Source organism: Nocardioides ungokensis (genome assembly GCF_013466985.1).
Taxonomy (GTDB): Bacteria; Actinomycetota; Actinomycetes; order Propionibacteriales; family Nocardioidaceae; genus Nocardioides; species Nocardioides ungokensis.
This window is the reverse complement of record NZ_CP059164.1, coordinates 1,673,304-1,694,093: the sequence shown is the minus strand read 5'-3', so window position 1 is coordinate 1,694,093 and position 20,790 is coordinate 1,673,304. Positions and strand designations below refer to the sequence as shown.

Annotated in this window: 19 protein-coding genes, 1 tRNA gene and 2 pseudogenes; 5 read left to right on the top strand and 17 right to left on the bottom strand. The window is 74.5% G+C overall.

Translation table 11 applies throughout. The features are described 5' to 3' along the window. The first annotated feature begins 50 nt into the window (after positions 1–50). A complete protein-coding gene (locus tag H0S67_RS08335; RefSeq protein WP_180936212.1) occupies positions 51–329 on the top strand; it encodes a hypothetical protein in 279 nt (92 codons plus the stop codon). 329 nt (positions 330–658) lie between these two features. Here the strand turns inward: H0S67_RS08335 and selD are convergent, their stop codons facing one another. From selD to H0S67_RS28580, 5 genes and pseudogenes are all read right to left on the bottom strand, one after another. Then, entirely contained in the window at positions 659–1,666 is a 1,008-nt protein-coding gene (selD, locus tag H0S67_RS08330; protein WP_180936211.1) for a selenide, water dikinase SelD, read from the bottom strand. Positions 1,667–1,748: 82 nt separating this feature from the next. After that, positions 1,749–2,720: an NrfD/PsrC family molybdoenzyme membrane anchor subunit gene (gene nrfD, locus H0S67_RS08325; protein ID WP_219635579.1), complete on the bottom strand. Its 972-nt coding sequence runs from the start codon at positions 2,718–2,720 to the stop codon at positions 1,749–1,751. Beyond that, the gene (locus H0S67_RS08320; protein ID WP_180936210.1) at positions 2,717–3,622 is read right to left on the bottom strand and encodes a 4Fe-4S dicluster domain-containing protein; all 906 of its coding nucleotides are present in this window, start codon (positions 3,620–3,622) and stop codon (positions 2,717–2,719) included. Before H0S67_RS08320 ends, nrfD begins: the two co-directional genes overlap by 4 nt. Further along, positions 3,623–6,319, bottom strand: a pseudogene (gene fdh / locus H0S67_RS08315) (formate dehydrogenase); the annotation flags it as partial. 12 nt (positions 6,320–6,331) lie between these two features. Beyond that, positions 6,332–6,901: a dehydrogenase gene (locus H0S67_RS28580; RefSeq protein WP_246355217.1), complete on the bottom strand. Its 570-nt coding sequence runs from the start codon at positions 6,899–6,901 to the stop codon at positions 6,332–6,334. Between the two features lie 86 nt (positions 6,902–6,987). Between H0S67_RS28580 and H0S67_RS08305 the strand changes: the two genes are divergently transcribed. Continuing rightward, positions 6,988–7,082, top strand: a tRNA-Sec gene (locus H0S67_RS08305). 52 nt (positions 7,083–7,134) lie between these two features. On the opposite strand, the gene H0S67_RS08300 is transcribed toward H0S67_RS08305, so the two are convergent. After that, positions 7,135–7,977, bottom strand: a complete 843-nt coding sequence (locus tag H0S67_RS08300; protein ID WP_180936209.1) for a class II glutamine amidotransferase — start codon at positions 7,975–7,977, stop codon at positions 7,135–7,137. A 359-nt stretch (positions 7,978–8,336) separates the two neighbouring features. Between H0S67_RS08300 and selA the strand changes: the two genes are divergently transcribed. The 3 genes and pseudogenes from selA to H0S67_RS23350 all read left to right on the top strand — a co-directional run bounded on the left by selA (position 8,337) and on the right by H0S67_RS23350 (position 11,236). Beyond that, positions 8,337–9,467: an L-seryl-tRNA(Sec) selenium transferase gene (gene selA / locus H0S67_RS08295; protein WP_219635578.1), complete on the top strand. Its 1,131-nt coding sequence runs from the start codon at positions 8,337–8,339 to the stop codon at positions 9,465–9,467. Position 9,468: 1 nt separating this feature from the next. Beyond that, a pseudogene (locus H0S67_RS23355) lies at positions 9,469–9,912 on the top strand (GTP-binding protein); the annotation flags it as partial. 352 nt (positions 9,913–10,264) lie between these two features. After that, a complete protein-coding gene (locus H0S67_RS23350) occupies positions 10,265–11,236 on the top strand; it encodes a SelB domain-containing protein (RefSeq protein ID WP_219635577.1) in 972 nt (323 codons plus the stop codon). 11 nt (positions 11,237–11,247) lie between these two features. Here H0S67_RS23350 and H0S67_RS08285 read toward each other — a convergent pair whose 3' ends face one another. The 11 genes from H0S67_RS08285 to H0S67_RS08240 form a co-directional block, all read right to left on the bottom strand. Beyond that, positions 11,248–12,399, bottom strand: coding sequence for a site-2 protease family protein (locus H0S67_RS08285; protein ID WP_180936208.1), 1,152 nt, complete (start codon positions 12,397–12,399; stop codon positions 11,248–11,250). Between the two features lie 49 nt (positions 12,400–12,448). Then, a complete protein-coding gene (locus tag H0S67_RS08280; protein ID WP_180936207.1) occupies positions 12,449–12,928 on the bottom strand; it encodes a universal stress protein in 480 nt (159 codons plus the stop codon). Next, a complete protein-coding gene (locus tag H0S67_RS08275) occupies positions 12,925–13,578 on the bottom strand; it encodes a V-type ATP synthase subunit D (protein WP_180936206.1) in 654 nt (217 codons plus the stop codon). Before H0S67_RS08275 ends, H0S67_RS08280 begins: the two co-directional genes overlap by 4 nt. Before the next feature lie 3 nt (positions 13,579–13,581). Further along, positions 13,582–15,009, bottom strand: coding sequence for a V-type ATP synthase subunit B (locus H0S67_RS08270; protein ID WP_180936205.1), 1,428 nt, complete (start codon positions 15,007–15,009; stop codon positions 13,582–13,584). Then, positions 15,006–16,721, bottom strand: a complete 1,716-nt coding sequence (locus tag H0S67_RS08265; RefSeq protein WP_219635576.1) for a V-type ATP synthase subunit A — start codon at positions 16,719–16,721, stop codon at positions 15,006–15,008. The genes H0S67_RS08270 and H0S67_RS08265 overlap by 4 nt, the downstream gene beginning before the upstream one ends. Beyond that, entirely contained in the window at positions 16,718–17,035 is a 318-nt protein-coding gene (locus H0S67_RS23345) for a hypothetical protein (RefSeq protein ID WP_219635575.1), read from the bottom strand. Before H0S67_RS23345 ends, H0S67_RS08265 begins: the two co-directional genes overlap by 4 nt. Positions 17,036–17,255: 220 nt before the next feature. Continuing rightward, positions 17,256–17,480 carry a V-type ATP synthase subunit F gene (locus H0S67_RS08260; RefSeq protein ID WP_180936203.1) on the bottom strand — a complete coding sequence of 75 codons (225 nt, stop codon included), beginning with the start codon at positions 17,478–17,480 and terminating at the stop codon, positions 17,256–17,258. A gap of 4 nt (positions 17,481–17,484) precedes the next feature. Continuing rightward, positions 17,485–17,856, bottom strand: coding sequence for an ATP synthase subunit C (locus H0S67_RS08255; RefSeq protein WP_180936202.1), 372 nt, complete (start codon positions 17,854–17,856; stop codon positions 17,485–17,487). After that, positions 17,853–19,319, bottom strand: a complete 1,467-nt coding sequence (locus tag H0S67_RS08250; RefSeq protein ID WP_219635574.1) for a V-type ATPase 116kDa subunit family protein — start codon at positions 19,317–19,319, stop codon at positions 17,853–17,855. Before H0S67_RS08250 ends, H0S67_RS08255 begins: the two co-directional genes overlap by 4 nt. Then, positions 19,306–20,277 carry a V-type ATPase subunit gene (locus tag H0S67_RS08245; RefSeq protein ID WP_180936201.1) on the bottom strand — a complete coding sequence of 324 codons (972 nt, stop codon included), beginning with the start codon at positions 20,275–20,277 and terminating at the stop codon, positions 19,306–19,308. The genes H0S67_RS08250 and H0S67_RS08245 overlap by 14 nt, the downstream gene beginning before the upstream one ends. Then, complete coding sequence (locus H0S67_RS08240) at positions 20,274–20,732, bottom strand: hypothetical protein (RefSeq protein WP_180936200.1); 459 nt, start codon at positions 20,730–20,732, stop codon at positions 20,274–20,276. The genes H0S67_RS08245 and H0S67_RS08240 overlap by 4 nt, the downstream gene beginning before the upstream one ends. Between the last annotated feature and the right edge of the window lie 58 nt (positions 20,733–20,790).

Genomic DNA, 20,790 nt, shown 5'->3' with positions numbered 1-20,790 from the left:
GACCATCGCGGCGTGGGTCGCGACGCTCGTGACCAGGGTCGGCGTGCCGGATGGTCTGGTGGCCGGTGCCGCGGTGGGTGCCGGCCAGGTGGGTGAACCACTCCGCGGTCGACCCCCACGCCAACTCCCTTGGCGACCCCGCGGGCGTGCACCTCGGCCACCACCGCGGCTTCCAGGGCGGCGAGGTGGGCGCGGAGCGCTCGGCCACCCACCGCCTCGACCAGCTCCTCCGAGACTTCGCGACCCACATCGTCTCGTCGATCGCCAGCACGGTTCCGGCAGCGGCACCCCGGCGGGGGTGGTCGGCGTACCGGTGGGCTGCTCCATGACCCAACTCAACCAGAGGCCACCGACAGTCAGGGGCCGCTGACCTGCGGTTATCCACCGAAGGTAACGAATCGATCACATGTTCGAGACATTGCCGATGGCGGCCAAGGACCGCGCGGCCCGCAGCCCGGGAAGCACCGCAACCCCGGCGGCGTCCCCCGCGTAGCTGCCAAGGACCGCAACCACCCACGGCCCGCAAGCCGAAGACATCAAAGCCCCTGCCTGGCTGCGGGGGTTCGAGGCTCCCTTTGACATGGCGCCGGCGCCCACTCAGTGCACCGCCTCAACCACCGGCGACCACCGGCGATAACCGGCGATAACCCCACTACGTTCAGCGCACAGTGATCGCGTGCTCCCCGCGTGGGACGAGCTCGCCGATGACGGGGTAGCCGGGAAGCTCTCCGGCGACGAGGAGGCCGCCCGAGGTCTGGGCGTCGGCGAGCAGGAGCAGCTCGTCGTCGGAGACCGAGGCCGAGGCAGTGACGTGCGGGCGCACCCAGTCGAGGTTGCGCCGGCTGCCGCCCGGCACGAACCCCTCGGCCAGCGACGGACGCGCGGCCTCGAGGTAGGGGACGGCCGCGGGGTCGACGACCGCCGAGACCCCGCTGGCTCGACAGAGCTTGTAGAGGTGGCCGAGCAAGCCGAAGCCGGTGACGTCGGTGGCACAGGACAACCCCGCCGATCGTGCCGCGAGGGACGCATCGCGGTTGAGGGCCGTCATCGTCGCCACCGCGTCCGCGAAGACCTCGCCGGTCGCCTTGTGCCGGTTGTTGAGGACGCCCAGGCCGAGCGGCTTGGTGAGCGTCAGCGGCACGCCGGCCACTCCCGCGTCGTTGCGCAGCAGTCGGGACGGGTCGGCGAGGCCGGTGACCGCGAGGCCGTACTTCGGCTCCGGGTCGTCGATGCTGTGGCCGCCGGCGAGATGGCAGCCCGCTTCGGCGGCGACGGCCGCTCCCCCACGCAGCACCTCGGCCGCGAGCTCGAAGGGGATCCGGTCGCGCGGCCAGGCGAGCAGGTTGACTGCCACGATCGGGTCGCCACCCATCGCGTAGACGTCCGACAGCGCGTTGGCCGCCGCGATCCGGCCCCAGTCGTAGGCGTCGTCGACCACGGGCGTGAAGAAGTCCGCGGTGACCACGACGGCCCGGTCGCCGTCGATGCGTACGACGGCCCCGTCGTCGCCGTTCTCCAGCCCGACGAGGAGATCGTCGCCCGAGCCACCGGCCGACCCCCCGAGCCCGGCGAGCACCCGCTCGAGCTCGCCCGGCGGGACCTTGCACGCGCAGCCACCGCCGGAGGCGAACTGGGTCAGGCGAACCGTTGCTCCGGTGGTGGTCACCCGGTCACCGTACCCACTGCCCGCGTCTGTCCACGCGCCACGGGACGCGGGCGCGCACCGACCAGCGCTCGCCGAGAACGGTTCACCCGGCGGGCGTGCCGGATGCAGCCGCCGCCTTGCGGGCAGCCAGCCTCTCCTTCTGGGGGATGACGGTGTACTTCGGGTCGCGGGCGGACTCGAGCCCGGCCTCGAAGACGCCGAAGCGGGTGAGCGCGGAGGCGGCCACGCAGGTGGCACCCGCGACCGCCGAGACCAGGCGCGAGCGTCGCCCGGCCAGGAGCGTGGCGACCGCCGCGACCGTCGTCATCCGCCGGGCCGTGCGCATCAGCGTGCCGGGCCGGCCCTGCTGGTAGGGCTCGGCGATCATGCCGAGCCGGTGCGTGAGCGACTCGGCGGCGGCGATCTCCAGAGCAGCCCCGGCCACCGCCATCCGACGGGCGGGCCCGGCCTGGTCGACAGGCGTGAGCAGCATCGCGAGTCCCCCCGCGGCCGTCGCCCCGGATCCGGCGAACACGAACGGCAGCTCCCGGTGCGCCTCGTGCCAGGCGGGCACGGCCGTGTTGGCCACCAATGCTGCGGTGTAGGTGGCCAGCGGCGGTCCGAAGGCCGCGGCGCCGACCCCACAGAGGCGACCCAGGCGCGGGAACCAGCCGGTGACCATCGAGCCGAACGCCGCGGTCGAGAACGCCGAGAAGGGCGCGAGGATGAACGACCCGACCGAGAGCGGCGATGTCGGCTTGAATACGCGCAGCATGTGCAGGAAGCGCTCCGGGCGCCCGAGGTCGTGGACCAGGAAGACCGTGCCGATCCCGGCGCCCGCGGCCGCCGCACCGCGGGCCACCTTCTCCAGCGCCGGGAGGTCCTGCAGCGCGGCGCCCTCGGCGAGCAGCGCGGAGCCCCCGGCCAGGCCGCCCAGGAAGAGGTACAGCGGGACGTCGGGCGTCTTCCACGTCGGGGTCTTGATGATCTGCTTGCCGTAGTAGGACTCGAACTCCGCCTCCGGCACCATCAGGCGGTCGCCCCGGCCGCCACCGCCTCCGCCCTTCGGACTCACCTGCGCCTCCCCAGGAACGACGCGACGCCGACGCCGACCATCGTGGCGGCGGCGGCACCCACGTGCTTCCAGATCGACCCCAGGTCGCGGGTGGTGACCACCGGGTCGGGCGGCAGCCCGTAGACCTCGGGCTCGTCGAGCAGCAGGAAGAAGGCACCGTCGCCACCGACGCCGTCCTCCGGGTCGCGGCCGTAGAGCCGGGCGACGTCGACGCCCCTCTCGTGCAGCTCGGCCAGCCGGTGGTCGGCGCGCTCGCGCAGCTCGCTCAGCTCACCGAACTGGATCGACTCGGTGGGGCACGCCGTCGCGCAGGCCGGCGACTCGTCGACCTTGAGCCGGTCGTAGCACAGCGTGCACTTGAACGCCCGGCCGTCCTCCTTGCGCAGGTCGATGACGCCGTAGGGGCAGGCGGGCACGCAGTAGCCGCAGCCGTTGCAGATGTCGGGCTGGACCACGACGGTGCCGAACTCGGTGCGGAACAGGGATCCGGTCGGGCAGACGTCGAGGCAGGCAGCGTGGGTGCAGTGCTTGCACACGTCGGAGGACATCAGCCAGCGGACACCGGCGTCACCGTCCGTCGCCCCACCCTCCATGGCTCCGGGCGGACCCATGCCCGGCAGCCCGAGGTCGGTCGTGGTGAGTGGCTTGGGCTCGACGGGCTTCTCGACGAACGCCACGTGCCGCCACGTGCTCGCCCCGAGCGCCTGGGTGTTGTCGTAGGACATCCCGGACAGCTCGTAGCCGTCGTCGGGCACCTCGTTCCACTCCTTGCAGGCCACCTCGCAGGCCTTGCAGCCGATGCACACCGAGGTGTCGGTGAAGAAGCCCATCCGCGGCGGGTGGTGGTCGTAGCCCGCGTCGCCCTGGACGTCGTCCAGCGGGCCCCACAACGAGTTGGCCATCTAGTCGGTCCTCCCGTTGGTGGGGTCGTCCATGTCGACGTCGGCACGCCGACGGTAGTCCTCGACGTACGCCGTCAGGTCCGGACCCCGCGGGCGGCGACCGGGCCTGATGTCGCAGGTGCCGACCTTGTCCTGGATGTAGACGTTGGGATCCATGGTCACGTTGACCAGGTCGTTGGGCGAGTCGCCCTGCGTGATGCCGTTGCGTCCCCAGTGGTAGGGCAGCCCGACCTGCTCCACGACCTGGTCCCCCAGCCGCAGCGAGCGGAGCCGGTCGGTCACCAGGACGCGCGCCTCGATGGCGGTGCGGGCCGTGACGATCGTCGCCCAGCCGAGGTGCTCGAGCCCGCGCTCGGCCGCGAGCCGGGGCGAGACCTCGCAGAACGGCTCGGGCTGCAGCTCGGTGAGGTAGGGCAGCGTGCGACTCATCGCACCCGCCGTGTGGTGCTCGGTGAGCCGGTAGGTCGTGAACACGTAGGGGAACACGTCGCTGTAGCTGGGGTTGATCGGGTTCGACGCGTCCGAGAGCTTGCGGCGCGACGGGTTGTTCTGCCGGCCGTACAGCGGGTTGCGCACCGGCGACTCCGGCGGCTCGTAGTGCGTCGGCATCGGCCCGTCGGCCAGCCCCAAGGGGGCGAAGAGCCAGGCCTTGCCGTCGGTCTGCATGACGAACGGGTCCTGGCCTCCGATGGCGTCGGGCCCCGTGGCGCCCTCCTCGGGCACGTGGTCGGGAGCGCGGTCGACGATGAAGTCGGGGACGTCCGCACCGGTCCACCGGCCCTTTTCGGCGTCCCACCAGACGTAGCGCTTGCGCTCGCTCCACGGCGTGCCGTCCGGCGCGGCGGAAGCCCGGTTGTAGAGGATCCGGCGGTTGGCCGGCCACACCCAGCCCCACTCGGCGGCGACCTGGTCCTGCTCCCAGTGCGGCTTGCGCCGCCGCGCCTGGTTGGTCTCCTCGGCATAGACCCCGCAGTAGATCCAGCAACCGCATGCCGTCGAGCCGTCGGCCTTGAGCTCGGTGTACGCCGACAGCGCGCGGCCGTCGGGTCCGGTGCCGTTGATCTCGCGCAGCACCGCCTGCCCGTCCGGCTCGCCCTTCTCGTCGACGGGGTAGTCCCACGCCAGGTCGAGGATCGGCCGGTCCATCTCGTCCGTGGAGCCCGCGAGCTTCTCGCGGATCCGGTTGCCGAGCTCGAAGTAGAAGTCCAGCTCGCTGCGGGCGTCGCCCGGCGGGTCGACGGCCTTGTCGCGCCACTGCAGCATCCGCTGCGTCTGGGTGAACGAGCCGGCCTTCTCCACGTGCGAGGCCGCAGGCAGGAAGAAGATCTCGGTGCCGATGTCCTCGGTGACCAGCTCGCCGGTCTCGATCTCGGGGCCGTCCTGCCAGAACGTCGCCGACTCGATCATCTGCAGGTCGCGCACCACGAGCCAGTCGAGGTTGGCCATGCCGAGCCGCTGCATCTTGCCGTTCGCCGAGCCGACCGCGGGGTTCTCGCCCACCAGGAAGTAGCCCTTGGTGGTGCCGTCGATCATCCGCTTGACGGTGTTGTAGGTCGAGTGGTCGCCGGTGATCCGCGGCAGGTAGTCGAAGCAGAAGTCGTTGTCGGCCGTGGCCGCCTCGCCCCAGTAGGACTTCAGCAGGCTGACCGAGTAGCTCCGCACGTTGCCCCAGAAGCCGGCCTTGCCCTCGTCGGCGCTCACCCACTCGTCGAGGCTCTGGTGCTGCGCCGCGTGCGGCATCGGCAGGTAGCCGGGCAGGATGTTGAACAGCGTCGGGATGTCGGTCGAGCCCTGGATGCTGGCGTGCCCGCGCAGCGCGAGGATGCCGCCGCCCGGTCGGCCGATGTTGCCCAGCAGCGTCTGCAGGATCGAGGCGGTGCGGATCATCTGCGCGCCCACGCTGTGGTGCGTCCAGCCGACCGCGTAGCAGAACGCCGTCGTGCGCTCCCGCCCGCTGTTGGCGGTCAGGGCGTCGGCGACCTCCCGGAACTGCTCCGGCTCGATGCCGCAGACCTCCTGCACCATCTCGGGCGTGTAGCGCGCGAAGTGGCGCTTGAGGATCTGGAAGACGCAGTGGGGGTCCTGCAGCGTCTCGTCGCGCCGGCCCTTCCAGCTGACCGGGGCACCGCCGGAGCCGTGGCTCTCCGAGCGCGCCGCCTGGTGGGACTCCTTGTGCCCCGCCCCGGGGTACTGGCCGCCGGTGCGCACCTCGTCGGACTCGAGGTCCGCCTCGCGGCGTTGCTGGTCCTCGGTGGGGTTCTCCGGCGGCTGGTAGCGCCAGGTGACGGGGTCGTACTGCGCCGCCTCCGGGTCGAAGCCCGAGAACAGACCGTCGAGGTCCTCGGTGTCGCGGAAGTCCTCGTCGATCACGTTCGCCGCGTTGGTGTAGGCGACGACGTACTCACGAAAGTCGAGGTCGTTGCTCAGCACGTGGTTGACCAGCGCGCCGAGGAACGCGATGTCCGAGCCCGCGCGGATCGGCACGTGGAGGTCGGCGACCGCCGAGGTGCGGGTGAACCGCGGGTCGACGTGGATGATCTTCGCGCCGCGCCGCTTCGCCTCCATCACCCACTGGAAGCCCACCGGGTGTGCCTCCGCCATGTTGGAGCCCTCGATGAGGATGCAGTCAGCGTTGGAGAGGTCCTGCAGGTTGGTTGTTGCGCCACCACGGCCGAACGAGGTTCCCAGACCGGGAACCGTGGAGGAGTGTCAAATACGGGCCTGGTTCTCGATCTGGATCGCGCCCATCGCCGTGTAGAGCTTCTTCATGAGGTAGTTCTCCTCGTTGTCGAGGGTCGCTCCTCCGAGGCTGGCGATGCCGAGGCTGCGGCGGGTACGACGGCCGTGCTCGTCCTCCCACTCCCAGAACTGCTTGCGGGTCCTGATGACGCGGTCCGCGATCATGTCCATCGCGGTGTCGAGGTCGAGGTCCTCCCACTCGGTCCCGTGCGGACGCCGGTAGCGGACCTTGGTGACGCGGGAGGGCGAGGTCACCAGCTGCTTGCTGGCGCTGCCCTTCGGACACAGCCGACCGCGGGAGATCGGGCTGGCGGGGTTGCCCTCGATCTGGGTGACCTTGCCGTCCTTGACGAAGACCTTCTGTGCGCAGCCGACCGCGCAGAACGGGCAGACCGAGTCGACGACCTCGTCGGCCTCGACGGTGCGCGGCTCGAGGTGCTCGCTGCGGGAGGACATCGCGGCCTTGCCGCGGCCGAGCCTGTCGGCCCCTGTCACCTGACGGAGCAGCGGCCACTGGCCGATGAAGGTCTTCGCACCCACGCCTGCACCCTCCTGGTCGCTCTGGCTGCTGCCTACACGTAACCACACCACGTGGCCCCAAACCCGGTGCCACTAGATTGTGGCGCGGAGGCGTTCCTCGTCTGGTGACGGGCGCGGTCCTCAAAACCGTAGTGGCCGGGCATCCCGGTCAGGCGGGTTCGATTCCCGTCCGCCTCCGCCAACAGCTCTCCCTGCCCGTCCCGCGGGTCAGCGGAGGCGGGAGACCGTGCTCGTCACGCGGTGCGCGCCGGCATCAGGGGCTTGAACGGGGTGATCGTCTCCTCGCCGGCATGGATGGCCACGCAGCTGGCCTCCGGCACCTCGCGCCACGCTCCGCGCAGCTCGCCCAGGGGCTCGGACACGACCATGCGCGCGTCGTCGGACAGCTCGTGGAGTTCCGGGTTGTCCGGGTACTGCTGCTTGAGCATCGACACGTCGGTGCTGTGGAACAGGGACCGGGACTTGCCCTCGGTGGAGTAGCGGAAGGCCCAGGTGGTCGCGCCGTCGGTGGTGGCCATGGTGCCCTGCATCGGGAAGCGGATGCCGTGGCGCTGTGCGGTCTCCTCGACGAGGCCCACGGCGCGGGCGACTGCCGTGGGCGGGTCGTCCTCCAGGCCGAAGGTGAGCGCGAGGAAGAGCAGCATCTCCGAGTCGGTGGTGCCCTCCATGTCGGCGTACCGGTCCGGGTCCACGGCCATCGCGAGGTCTCGCTTCATCGCGTGGAACCCGTCGATGAACCCGTTGTGCATCCACAGCCACCGTCCCTGGCGGAACGGGTGGCAGTTCGTCTGCTGCACCGGTGAGCCGATGGCGGCCCGGATGTGGGCGAACACCCGGGGCGAGGAGATGTGCGCCGCCAGGTCATGGAGGTTGCGGTCGTTCCAGGCCGGCTCGATGCTCCGGAAGAGGCCGGGTGTCTCCCGGTCGCCGTACCAGCCGACGCCGAAGCCGTCGCCGTTCGTGGGTTCAGCACCCATCGTGGAGCTCATGCTCTGCACGATCAGGGAGTGCTCGGGCTTGTAGAGCAGATCTTCCATGAGCACCGGTGAGCCGGAGTAGGCCAGCCATCGACACATGAAGCGCCTCCTATGTCGGTCGCCTCCATTACACGTCGCGGTCCGCAGGAGCGGATCATCCGTCTCGGGTGAGGCCCGGGCGGTAACGTCCGAGGTCGGTGGTGGAGGTGGCGGCTGCCGCCCACCGTCGACGCCCCGACCAACGAGAGAGGACCGGTCTTGGACGACCCCCGCCGGCGTACGCCGCGCACCGACGCCGTGCTGGCCGACGCCCGGGTGCTGGCCGCCGCCGGACGGCTCGGCCGGGCCCGCACCAAGGCCGTGGTCGTGGAGGTGCTGGAGGACTGCCGGCGCGGCGACGTGGCCCCGAGGACGTCGTCGAGGCCACCCTGGCGCGGCTCCCCCGAAGCACCGTCTCGATGCGGCAGGTCCTCAACGCGACGGGCGTCGTCGTCCACACCAACCTGGGCCGCGCGCCGCTGTCGGCGGCGGCGATCGAGGCCCTGCGGACGGCCGCGGGTCCCACCGACGTCGAGCTCGACCTCGCCACGGGCCGGCGCGGGCCGCGCGGAGCCGCCGCCCTGGCCGCACTGGCCGCGGCGGTGCCCGACGCCGCGGGTGTGCACGTCGTCAACAACGGGGCGGCCGCCCTGGCCCTGGTGGCCTGCGCGCTGGCTTCGTCGGCGGACGGTCCCGGCCGCGAGATCGTCGTCGCACGCGGTGAGCTGGTCGAGATCGGCGACGGCTTCCGGATCCCCGACCTGCTCGAGTCCGTGGGCGCGCGGCTGCGCGAGGTGGGCACGACCAACCGGGTCCGGCTCTCGGACTACGCCGCGGCCGTCGGGGAGCGGACGGCGTTCGTCCTCAAGGTCCACCCGTCGAACTTCCGCGTGGAGGGCTTCACCTCCGCCGTCCCGGTGGCCGACCTCGCCGGCCTCGCCCGGGAGAGCGATGTCCCCGTCGTCGTGGACATCGGCTCCGGTCTGCTGGCACCGCACCCCCGGCTGCCCGACGAGCCCGACGCCGCCACCTGCCTGGCCGCGGGCGCCGACCTGGTCACCGCCTCCGGCGACAAGCTTCTCGGCGGGCCGCAGTGCGGGCTGCTGCTGGGCCGCGGCGACCTCGTCGAGTCCCTGCGCCGGCACCCGTTCGCCCGCGCGCTGCGCGTGGACAAGCTGACGCTGGCCGCGCTCGAGGCGACCCTGACCGGCCCGACCCCGCCGGTCCCGGAGGCCCTCGCCCAGCGGCCGGAGGAGCTGCTGACCCGAGCCCGCCGGATCGCGCAGGGGCTCAACGCCCACGCCGGGGCCGACGTCGCGGAGGCCGTCTGCTCGGCGGGCGCCGTCGGCGGCGGCGGCGCGCCGGGCGTGACCATCCAGAGCGCCGCGGTCGCGCTCCCGGCCGGCCTCGCGGACCCGCTGCGCAGCGCCGAGACACCGGTGGTCGGGCGCGTCCACGACGGGCGGCTGCTGCTCGACCTGCTCGCGGTCCCCGAGTCCGAGGACGAGGCCCTGACCGAGGCGGTACGCCGCCTCATCGCGGACGCCTGACGTGCACGTCGTCGCGACCGCCGGGCACGTCGACCACGGCAAGTCGACCCTCGTCCGTGCCCTCACCGGCAGCGACCCCGACCGCCTGGAGGAGGAACGCCGCCGGGGTCTCTCGATCGAGCTCGGCTACTGCTGGACCGACCTCGTCACGCCCGACGGCCGTGCCGCCGGCGACGTGGCGTTCGTGGACGTGCCGGGCCACTCGCGGTTCGTCTCCACGGCGCTCGCGGGGGTGGGCCCGGTGCCGGTCGCGATGCTCGTCGTCGCCGCCGACGACCCGTGGATGCCGCAGGCAGCCGAGCACCTCGCGGCCCTGGACGCCCTGGGCGTCGGCCACGGGCTGCTCGTGGTCACCCGGTCCGACCTCGCCGACCCCGCGCCGGCGCTCGCCCGGGCACGGAAGCAGCTGTCCCGCACCACGCTGCGTGACGCACCGTCGGTGACCGTGAGCGGCCGGACCGGCGCCGGCCTCGACGAGCTGCGCTCCGTGCTGGCCGACGTGCTGGCCCGCGTCCCCGCCCCGGACCCGGCCGCCGACGTGCGTCTCTGGGTCGACCGGCGCTTCACGGTCCGGGGCACCGGCACCGTCGTCACGGGCACCCTGCCGGCGGGCTCGGTCCGCGTCGGGGACGTGCTCGAGGTCGACGGCGAGCCGGTGCGGGTGCGCGGGCTGGAGTCGCTGGGTCGGCCCGTGGAGGCCGCGCACGGCGTCGCCCGGGTGGCCCTCGACCTCGGCGGCCGCGCACCCCAGGGCATCACCCGGGGCAGCGTGCTCGTGACCCGGGGCGTTCGAGCCCGTGACCACCGTGGACGTGCGCCTCACGGGCGGGGGCGCTGCCCGCCTCCCGGAGTCGCCCGTCCTCCACGTCGGCGCGGCCCTGACCACCGTCCGTGCACGGCCGCTCGCGGAGGGCTACGCCCGTCTCACCGTCGAGCACCCGCTCCCGCTGCGCCTGGGCGACCGCGCGATCCTGCGGGACCCCGGCAACCGCACGATCTGGGGCGTGACGGTGCTCGACCCCGCTCCCCCGTCGCTCTCGCGCCGCGGCGCCGCCCGCGCCCGGGCCGCCGCCCTCACGGCGTACGACCCGACACTGGCGGGCCAGCTCGCGAGCCGTGGGCTGGTACGACGCAGCCTGCTGCGCCGCCTCGGCGCGGTCGACTCGCCCCCACGCCTGCCCGACGGCGCCGTCGCGGCCGGCGACTGGCTGCTGTCGCCCGAACGTGCCGCGCAGCTGCGGGACCGGCTGGTCGAAGCGGTCGACCGGCTCGCCACTCCCCTGCAGCCGGGCGTCACCGAGGCAGCGCTGGCCCACGAGCTGGACCTGCCGGACACCGGGCTGGTGACGGCCCTGGTCCGCCCCCCGCTGCGCGTGGACGGCGGCCGGGTCCTGCGGGATGCCGCCGACGACCTACCGCCGCCGCTGGCCGCGTCGGTCGCGGCCCTGCGCGCCGAGCTCGGGCCCGCGCCGTTCGCGGCACCCGACGCCGGACGGCTCGCCGCCCTCGGGCTCGACGCGCGTGCCGTCGCCGCATTGCACCGGTCCGGCCACGTGCTCCGCGTCGCGGACGGTGTGGTGCTGCTGCCGGGCGCCGACGACGCCGCCGTCGAGGTGCTGGCGTCGCTGCCCCAGCCGTTCACGACCAGCGAGGCCCGGCAGGCCCTGGCCACCAGCCGTCGCGTGGCGCTGCCGCTGCTCGCCCACCTCGACCGGACCGGCCGGACGCTGCGGCTGCCCGACGACCGCCGGCAGCTCCGGGGCGCCTGAGGCGGCGTCGTTCAGGACTGTCGCTGGGAGCTGCGCAGCGGCGCTGCGGCGATCGCCCGCTCGAGGTCGGCGGTGGAGAGGACGCCGACCGGTTCGTCGCCCGACTCTCCGCCGAGCACCACCGACGACATCGGCACGTCGGCGCCGGACCTGACCGAGGCGCCCAGGGTCTGGGCCGCGTCGACCACCTCGTCGTCGGGATGGAGCACTGCCACCAGCTCGGCCGGGGTCATCACGTCGACGACCCGGACGGAACGGCGACGCGACTCCGGGACCGCACCGGCGTGCGAGAGCATCAGGGTGCCGACGTAGCGGCCCCCGGCCACGACGGGGTACGCCGAGTGGTCGTGGAGGGCGTCGAGCCGCTCGGCCAGCTCGGCGATCGTCATCTCGGGAGCCAGGGTCACCGGCGGGGCCGTCATCAGGTCCCGGACGTGCAGCCCGGTGAACGCCTGGGTGGCCCGCGCCGCGGCGACCTCCTGCCCGACTGCCTGGTAGAGGAACCAGCCGATGGCGGCGAACCAGACCCCGCCGACCGTGTCCCCGAGCGCGAGGAAGACCGCACCGAGGGAGATGATCAGGATGGCGAAGATCCGCCCCGACCAGGCCGCGAGGAGGGTGGCCCGCTCGTGGTCGCCGGTGCGCCACCACAGCAGCGCGTGCAGCAGCCGGCCGCCGTCCAGGGGCAGGGCGGGGATCACGTTGAAGACCAGCAGCAGGCCGTTGATGCGCGCCAGGTAGGAGAGCACGCCCACCGACGGGTCGCTGAGTCCGGCGGCGTTGCCCGCGAAGGCGAGGATCCCGAACAGGACCATCAGCACCGCCGAGGCCGCCGGCCCCGCCGCCACGATCCGGAACTCCGCGCCCGGGCCGGGGATCGGCTCGTCGGCCTGCGAGACGCCGCCGAAGAGGAACAGCGTGATGTCCTTGATGCGCACGCCCTCCCGCAGCGACTGCAGCGTGTGGCAGAGCTCGTGGACGAGCAGCGAGGCGAAGAGCAGGACGGTCGCCACGGCGGCCATGACGAGGTAGACCCAGGTGGCCAGTCCCTCGTAGCTCGTCGGGAAGAGCACCGTCGAGAGCGACCAGTAGACGAGCGCGACGATGACGAGCCAGCTCCAGCCGACCCTGATCGGGACGCCTCGGACACGGAACACCACCATGGACACCACGCTAGGAGCGCGGGGGCCCGCACTCACGGGTCGAGCGACATCACCACGGGGACCTTGGGCCCGAGCCGAACGGGTGCCCGACGGGCGCCGGGAGGGGCGGGACGACCAGCACCGGCCGCTCGGCGAACTCCAGCACGTGCCGCGTCTGCTCACCGACGTAGGGCTCGCCGCTACCCCCGCGGCGGGACCTGCCCATCACCACGACGTCGGCGGCCCAGCGACGGGCGTCGTCGAGGATGGCCTGGCCGACCCCGCCGTCCAGCACCGCGACCTCCGCCTCGATCCCCGTCGCCTCTGCCATGCCGGCGATCCGTCTCAGGATCGCGGTCGCCGCGGGCCGGCCGCCGCCCTCGCGTGCGGCGCCGGTGGCGGCGGCCAGCGCGGCGTCGAACTCGTGGTCGACGAGCACGTGCACGATGCGCAGGCGGGCCTGCATCCCGAGCGCGAGCTCCAAGGCGACCCGGGCGGCGGCGAGTGCGTCCGGGGAGTCCTCCACCGCGAGCAGCACCCGGCCGATCACGGTCTCGCCCCCCGCGAGCCGCTCCGGTCCTCGCGACCTCGATCCTCCGCTGCCGCGGCGCGACGCAGGCGTACGCCGTCCTCCCGCTCCGCCTGCTCCAGCCCGGCCTCACGCTCGGCCAGCGACGCGTGGAGCCAGGGGATCCAGCGCCGGTCGAGCGCGCGCATCCGGCGGCGCGTGATCGCGATCTCGGCCTCGACCCGGCGTACGGCCTCGTGGGCGGCGGCACTGCGCACCCCGACCCGCAGGGCCTCCTGGTGCGCGTGCGCGGCCGGCACCACGGCCGCGTTGGCCGGGGGCACGCTCCGGGTGAGCTCGCCGGTCAGGAGCTCGGCCCCGGACGGGTAGCCCAGGCCCATGGTGCTCGCCCAGGTCACCTCGACGCGGGCCGGGGCCACGGCCGTGGCCCCGGCGACCGCGTCCTCACCACCCAGCAGCACCACGCGCAGCAGCCAGGTCCGCGCCGCCGCGCAGGCCTCGGTCCACTCCCGGTCGAAGCGGTCGGCCTGCAGCCGGCGCCGCTGGAGCTCGGGCAGCAGGATGCGCAGCTTGCGGTCCAGCTGGTCGCGACCCCGCTCGGCCGCGTCGATGCGGCGGTGCAGCCACATCCGGCCGGCCCGCCCGGGAGGAACGCGCGACGACTGGGGCATCGCTCACCGCCGTCCGTCGAGGTGGGTCTCGAGCAGCCTTGACGGCAGCATCGACAGCTCGCGTACCGGCAGCACCGACACGACCTCCCAGCAGCGGTCCAGGGTGTCGTCGAGGGTGCGCGCCTCGCTGCGCTGCTGGTCGAGCAGCCGGCGCTCGAGGCGGGTCGCGAAGTCCAGGTAGCGCTGGTCGGTCGCGTTCAGCGCGGCCGAGCCCACGATCTCGGCGAGCTCGCCCACCTGTCGTGCCCGCGCCAGCGCCGCCAGGAGCTGCGCAGCGAGGTCGAGGTGGTCCTCGCGGGTGCGGCCCGCGCCCGCGCCGCTGCGCATCAGGCGCGAGAGCGACGCGAGCGGGTCCACCGGTGGGTACACGTTGCGAGCGTGCACCTGCGGCGAGAGCACCACCTGGCCCTCGGTGATGTAGCCGGTGAGGTCCGGCACCGGGTGCGTGATGTCACCGGCCGGCATGGTGAGCACCGGGAGCACCGTGACCGAGCCCGGTCGTCCCCGGACCCGCCCGCAGCGTTCGTAGAGGGACGCCAGGTCGCTGTAGAGGTAGCCGGGGTAGGCACGGCGGCCCGGCATCTCCCCACGGGCCGAGGACACCTCGCGCAACGCCTCGGCGTAGCTGGTCATGTCCGCGAGCACGACGAGCACGTGCCGCCCGTGGGTGAAGGCCAGGTCCTCGGCCACGGTGAGGGCGATGCGCGGGGTCAGCACCCGTTCGATGACCGGGTCGTCGGCGGTGTTGAGCAGCAGCACCAGCTCGCCCGCCGCCGACCGCTCCTCCAGCACCGACCGCACCATGTCGGCATCGGCGTGGGTGAGGCCCATGGCCGCGAAGACGACGCTGAAGGGCTCGCCCCCGGCGGTGGCCTGGGCGGCCACCTGCGCCGCGAGCTCGAGGTGCGGCAGGCCCGCGACCGAGAAGATCGGCAGCTTCTGGCCGCGGACCAGGGTCGTGAGCGCGTCGATCGCCGAGATGCCGGTGAGGATCGGCTCCGCGGGCGGCTCACGGTGGGTCGGGTTGAGCGGGAGCCCGGCGACCGGAGCGGTGGTCGCGGACAGCACCGGTGGTCCCCCGTCGACGGGCTCACCGCGGCCGTTGCAGACCCGGCCCAGCCAGGCCGGTCCGACCGGGACCCGCAGCGGCCGGCCCGAGAACGCCACCCGCGTGTTGCCGGTGCTCAGCCGCTCGGTGCCCTCCAGGACCTGGACCACGGCGAGGTCCCCGTCCACCTCGAGCACGAGCCCGTGTCGGAGCTCCTGCCCGCCGTCGGGGCCGACGGACCTCACGGTCGCGAACTCGTCCCACCCGACACCGGTGGCGCCGGAGACCACCAGAAGCGGCCCGTGGAGCTCCTGGACGGACCGGTGCACGACCTCGAGGTCCAGCGCGTCGAGCGCCTCCTGCGGCGTACGGTCGGGCCTCATGCCAGGCCCGCCAGCGTGCGCAGCACCTGGTCCCGGCGCGCCAGCACCCCGTCGGCCCCGTCGGGCGGGGTCTCGCGCGCGGCCCGCAGGACCGGTGAGAAGTCGACCTCCTCGATCTCGGTGGCGATGACCCCGCGGTCGACCGCCGCCGTGCAGGCGTCGACGACGGCGAGCACCGTGTCGACCAGCGCGGTCGTCTTCCCGGCCGTGCTGTGCGCGTCGTCCGGATCCACGGCACTCTGCTGCAGGACCGCCTCGCGCAGCAGCCGGCCGCCGAGCAGCACCACGCGCTCGCGCCCGGGCAGCGAGGCCGTCCCGACGAGCTCGGCGAGGTCGCCGAGCCGGTCCGCCTCGGCCAGCAGCGACACCATCCGGGCGCGGCGCGGACCCCACCCAGGGTCGCCGTTGCGGGCGTACCACACAGCTAGGCCCTCGGCGTCGCGCGCGAAGGAGCCGGTCCACCCGACGGCCGGGTAGTGGCGGGCGTAGGCGAGGGCGCGGTCCAGGGACCACAGCCCCCGCACGAAGCGCTCGGTGTGCGCGGTGACCGGCTCGGTGGTGTCGCCGCCCGGGGGCGAGACCGCGCCGATGATGGTGACCGACGCCTCCGCCCCGCCGAGGGTGACGTAGCGTCCGGCGCGCTCGTAGAACGCCGCCAGCGCCGACGGGAGACCGGCCGGGTAGCCCTCCTCGGCCGGCAGGGCACCCGAGCGAGACGCGAACTCCCGCAGCGCCTCGGCCCAGCGGGAGGTGGAGTCGGCGATCACGACGGCGTGGTGGCCCATGTCGCGGAAGTGCTCGGCGACGGTCACCCCCGTGTAGATGCTGGCCTCCCTGGCCATCATCGGCATGTTGGAGGTGTTGGCGATGATCACGGTCCGGCCGGCGAGGGGCCGGCCGCTGCGCGGGTCGACGAGCCGCGAGAGGTCGTCGAGGACGTCGGCCATCTCGTTGCCCCGCTCGCCGCAGCCGACGTAGACGATGACGTCCGCGGTGCACCACTTCGCGACCTGCTGGAGCAGCATGGTCTTCCCGGTGCCGAAGCCCCCGGGGACGGCCGCGCTGCTCCCCCTGGCCACCGGAAAGAGCGCGTCGAGGACCCGCTGCCCGGTGAGCAGCGGCTCGGCGACGGGCGTACGCCGGGCAACCGGCCGCGGGCGTCGCACCGGCCACTCGGTGCCGACACCGACGGCCACGCCGGCCACGTCGACCACCGGGTCCCGGGCGGTGACCCGGCCGGCCGGGGCCACCCACCGGACCTCGCCCCGAACCCCGGGCGGCACCAGGACGCGGTAGTCCAGGCCGCCGGCGTCCGGCACGGTGCCGAGGACCGCGCCCGGGGTGACCTCCTCGCCTTCCAGGACCGCCGGCTGCCAGGACCACTGCGACCCGGTGTCGCGCTGGTCGGTGTCCGGCTCCAGCCACGTCGGCGCCGAGGCCAGCGGCCGGAGCAGGCCGTCGAAGACGCCGCCGAGCAGCCAGGGACCGAGGCGGGCCGACAGCGGCCGGCCGAGCGGCGTGACGGGGTCACCCACGGCGAGGCCGCCGGTCGACTCGTAGGCCTGCACCGAGGCGGACACGGTGTCGACGGCGACCACCTCCCCGGGGAGCCCGGCCGCTCCCAGCCCCACGAGGTCCGACATCGCCACCTCGGGCAGCCCGGTGACCTCCACCAGCGGCCCGTTGACGCGGCGTACCCGCCCGCCCGTCACGCCGGCTCCCACAGCCGGGCGCCGTCGACCGAGCGCAGCGCCCGGTCCACCAGGGCCTCCGCGGAGGCGTCCACCCGGCGACCGTCCGCGGTCTCCGCGGCCAGTCCGCCGTCGTCGAGGTCCCGCAGGGTCGCCCCGGGGAGCCGTGCGCGCAGCAGGGCGGCCAGCCCGTCGCGGGCGGCGGGCTCCGCCAGCAGGGCGCGCACCGCGACGAGCGAGGCGCGGCGCAGCTGCTCGTAGGCCTCGCGCTGCGCGGCCAGCACGACCCCCGCGCTGCCCTGCGTGCCGCGGTCCGCTCGGTGGTGAGGACCCACGCGGCGTCGGCCTCCCCGTCGGTCCGCGCCTCGGCGACGAGCGTGTCGGCCTGGTGCCGCGCCGTCTCCAGCCGATGCCGGGCATCCGCCTCGGCCTCCTCCCGGAGCCGGTCGGCCTCCGCGGTGGCCGCGGCGAGCAGCGCCGCGCGCAGCGGGGCGAGGCTGTCGCGCTTGGGGTCGGCCGGTACGCCGTGGGCCCGGGGCTCCTCGACCACCGTGCTCATCGGGGCAGCACCACGGTCAGCGGCGCGTCCGGGTGGTGGCGCGCCTCGCCCAGTGCCGACGCCGCAGCCTCCGTCAGCACGACCACGGCGACGGAGGACGGCAGGTCCCGCCACGCGGCGAGGACCGACGCCGGGTCGTCCGCCGGGCGGACCCCGGCCCCGGCGAGGCCGAAGCCGGCCACCAGATCGCTGGTGCCGATCACCACCACGTCGCCGGCCACCGCGTCACGCCTTGCCGATGAGGATGATCGACACGATCAGCCCGTAGATCGCGATGCCCTCGGCCAGTCCGACGATCACCATCGCGCGGCCGAAGAGCTCGGGCCGCTCGCTCATCGCGGCCAGAGCCGCCGAGCCGGTGTAGGCCACCGCGATCGCAGCGCCGATCGAGGAGCCGGCCACCGCGATCGCGGCGCCGATCAGGGCCGAGCCGTTGGCGCTGCTGCCCGACGACGAGGACGCCGCCGTGACGGCACCGGAGGCCACCGCGTCGGACGCCGGTGACGGCCCCGCGGACGCAGCCACCACGAGCAGCAGGAGCGAGGCCACCAGCAGCAGTCCGCTGACCACCAGCACGATGCGCAGGAACCGGGTCATCGGGACACCTCCGGGAGGACGGTCGGGGTTGCGGCCGGCGTGGGCGGCGAGGTCACCAGCGGCACGTGCCAGGGCTCGAAGGGCCGGCCCTCGAGGTCGAACACGCGGGAGAAGAGCTCGTAGTACTCCAGCCGCAGGGCCTGGATCGCCGCCACCACGCCCTCGAGGGCGAAGGTCAGCGCGTTCCCGACCACGAAGACGAGCACGGCGGCCAGTCCGGCGACCGGCCCCTGTCCCCACAGCCCGGTGGTGGCCTGCCAGACCACCGCTCCGAGGGCCGCGTGCGTGAGTCCGAAGGCCGCCAGGCGAGCGAAGCTCACGACGTTGGAGCCCAGCCGGACCACGAGGTCCACCAGCTCCACGGCCGCCTGGGCGCCGCCCGCGACCCCGCCCCCCGCAGCGGCGAGGAGCCCGACGTACGCCGCCGCGAGGCCGGCCGCCGCGACCAGGGCGGCCACGGCGACCAGCCAGCCGAGGTCGAGGTAGAAGCCGGCCGACAGCAGCCCCAGGCCCAGGAAGACGGTGGTCCCGGCCAGCCCGGTCGGCGCGTACGCCGCACGCCGCAACCCGCCCTCACGGAACCGGTTGACGGTGCCCAGCGCGTAGGCGCCTGCCAGCAGGACGGCCCCGACGGCCACGGCCACCCCGAGCAGCGGCACCGGGTGTTCCAGCGGCTCGAGCCAGAGCACCGGGATCACACCGGTGGGCCCGAAGAACTCGCCGTACAGCAGCCCGAAGACCATGCTCGCCGCGCCGGCACCGGCCAGGAAGGTCCACACCGGCCGCAGCCGCCCGAGCTGCCGGACCGGACGCGACCGGGACCCGGACCCGGCTCCGAACCGGGCCACCAGCCCCGCCGCGAGCAGCAGGGCGCCCTGGCCGAGGTCGGCGAACATCATCCCGAACATCACGACGTAGGCGAGGCCGGCGAGGACCGAGGGGTCCACGTCGGCGTACGGCACCGTCGCGTAGGTGCGCACCAGCGGCGCCATCTCGTGGGCGGCCCCGCTCCGCGACAGCAGCGTCGGCGGCTGCACGCCGCGCGGGGTCGGCAGCGGCACGGCCGCGGCCCCCGCCGCGGCGAGCCGGTCGGCGAGCGGGCCGAGGTCCTCGCGCGGGACCCACCCGACCAGGGCGGCCACGCGTCCCTCGGTGACCGCCTGCGCGGCGCGCGCGTCGAGCTGCGCCTCGCCGGCGAGCAGGTCGATCCGGCCCTGTGCCTCCCACTCGTCGAGGTCCGGAGCCATCGGCGAGAGGGCAGGGCCTGCCGCGGGGCCGGCCTGTCTCTGGAGGCGGGCGGCCGCCGAGCCCGGCGACGTCGGCTCACCCCGACCGGGACGCACGTCCAGCTCGACCGTGCCGGCGTCGCCCACCACGACCAGCGCATCGCGCAGGGCCGGGCCCGGGGCCAGCACCGCCACCCGCTGCATTCCGACCGGGTGCAGGGCCTCACGCCACGGCACGGGACACCCCCGCCGCCCCAGGCAGCACCGTCTCGTCCAGCACCGCGTCGAGGTCCTCCGAGGAGGCGTCGGGACGGGCGGCCACCTCGAGGGCGGCCCGGGTGCGCCAGGCGTCGACGGCCATCAGGAGCACGGCCCCGAGCACGACCGGTGGCCCCGGGCGCGGGCTTCGGGTCAGCGCGAACGCGTCCTGCTCCACGCGCGCCCACCAGCGCGCCTCGGCGCGCCACAGGTCCGCGCCGCCCGAGACCCCGGCCAACGCCCACGAGGCGCTGCGCGACAGCCGGGGCCGCAGCTCGGGCAGTGACGTCGCGGCCGCGGCTGCGGGACCGACCACCCGCGCCGCCGACAGCCGCGCCCCCGCGGTGAGGTCCGGGCGGTCGAGGAGGATGCCCCTGGCCAGCAGCAGGGCGACGGCACCCGAGGCCCACGGAGCCGCCGTCGGGGCCACGGCGATCACCCGGTCGGCCAGGGACAGCCGCATGGCCCACACGATCTGGTCCGGGTCCGCGCCTCCGGGATCGCCCCAGGTGGAGGCCGCCAGAGCCGCGCGGAGGCCACCCGCGTCACCCGCAGCGGCCAGCCGCGGCCAGGAGGTCGCCAGGCTGCCGAGGTGGTACGGCGCCGGGGCCTCCTCGCCCCGCAGGCGCCTGAGGTGGTCGGCGACGTTCGCGATCTCGAAGGGAGCGAGCAGCACCCGCAGCAGCGCCGCCCCGGCCCGAGGGACCCAGCCGCCGAGCACCCGCACGTTCCAGACCAGCGAGTCGTGCACCGCCCGCTGCGCCTCGGCGAGCGACATGTCGAGGCGCACGTCGTGCCCGTACGGCGTGCGGACAAGCAGCGCCAGCGCGGCCTCGAGCGAGGGCTCCCCCGCCAGGCGGCGCAGCTCGTCGACCCCGAGCCGGCGCCGGGTCATCGAACGGGAGCGCACGCTGCCGGCGACCCAGGCCGCGGTCACGGGGCGTCCCGCGGTCCCGGCGGCGCCGGCCCGGCGAGCAGGGCACGCACGGTGCCCACCACCTCGTCGACGCAGCCGGCCGTCCGCTCACTCGCCACCGTCCGGACCTCGGCCGCCCGGCGCTCGGCGTCCGCGGTGGTCGCCGCTGCCTCGGCCTCCCCGTGCTCGCGCAGCCGCGCGACCACGGCGGCCCGCTCCTCCGGCTGCCGGTCCCGGGCTGCGGTGACCAGCCGGACCGCCTCCGCCTCGGCCTCCTCGCGAATGTGTCCTGCGTCGGCGGCGGCCCGGTCGACGAGGTCCTGGCACTCGCGCTCGGTCGGGGCCAGCGCCGCGAACAGCGCGGCCAGCTCCTCGGCCGCCCCGGCCTCGTGGTCGGCGGGCACGCCGGCGGCGCCGGCCGCCCCGGGGGTGCCGGACGGCCGGAAACGGTTCAGCAGGTCACGAGCACGCGGCATCCTCGTCTCCCCTCATCCGACGCTGGTCCGAGAATCGGCCGGGCGTGGCGAGGAGGAC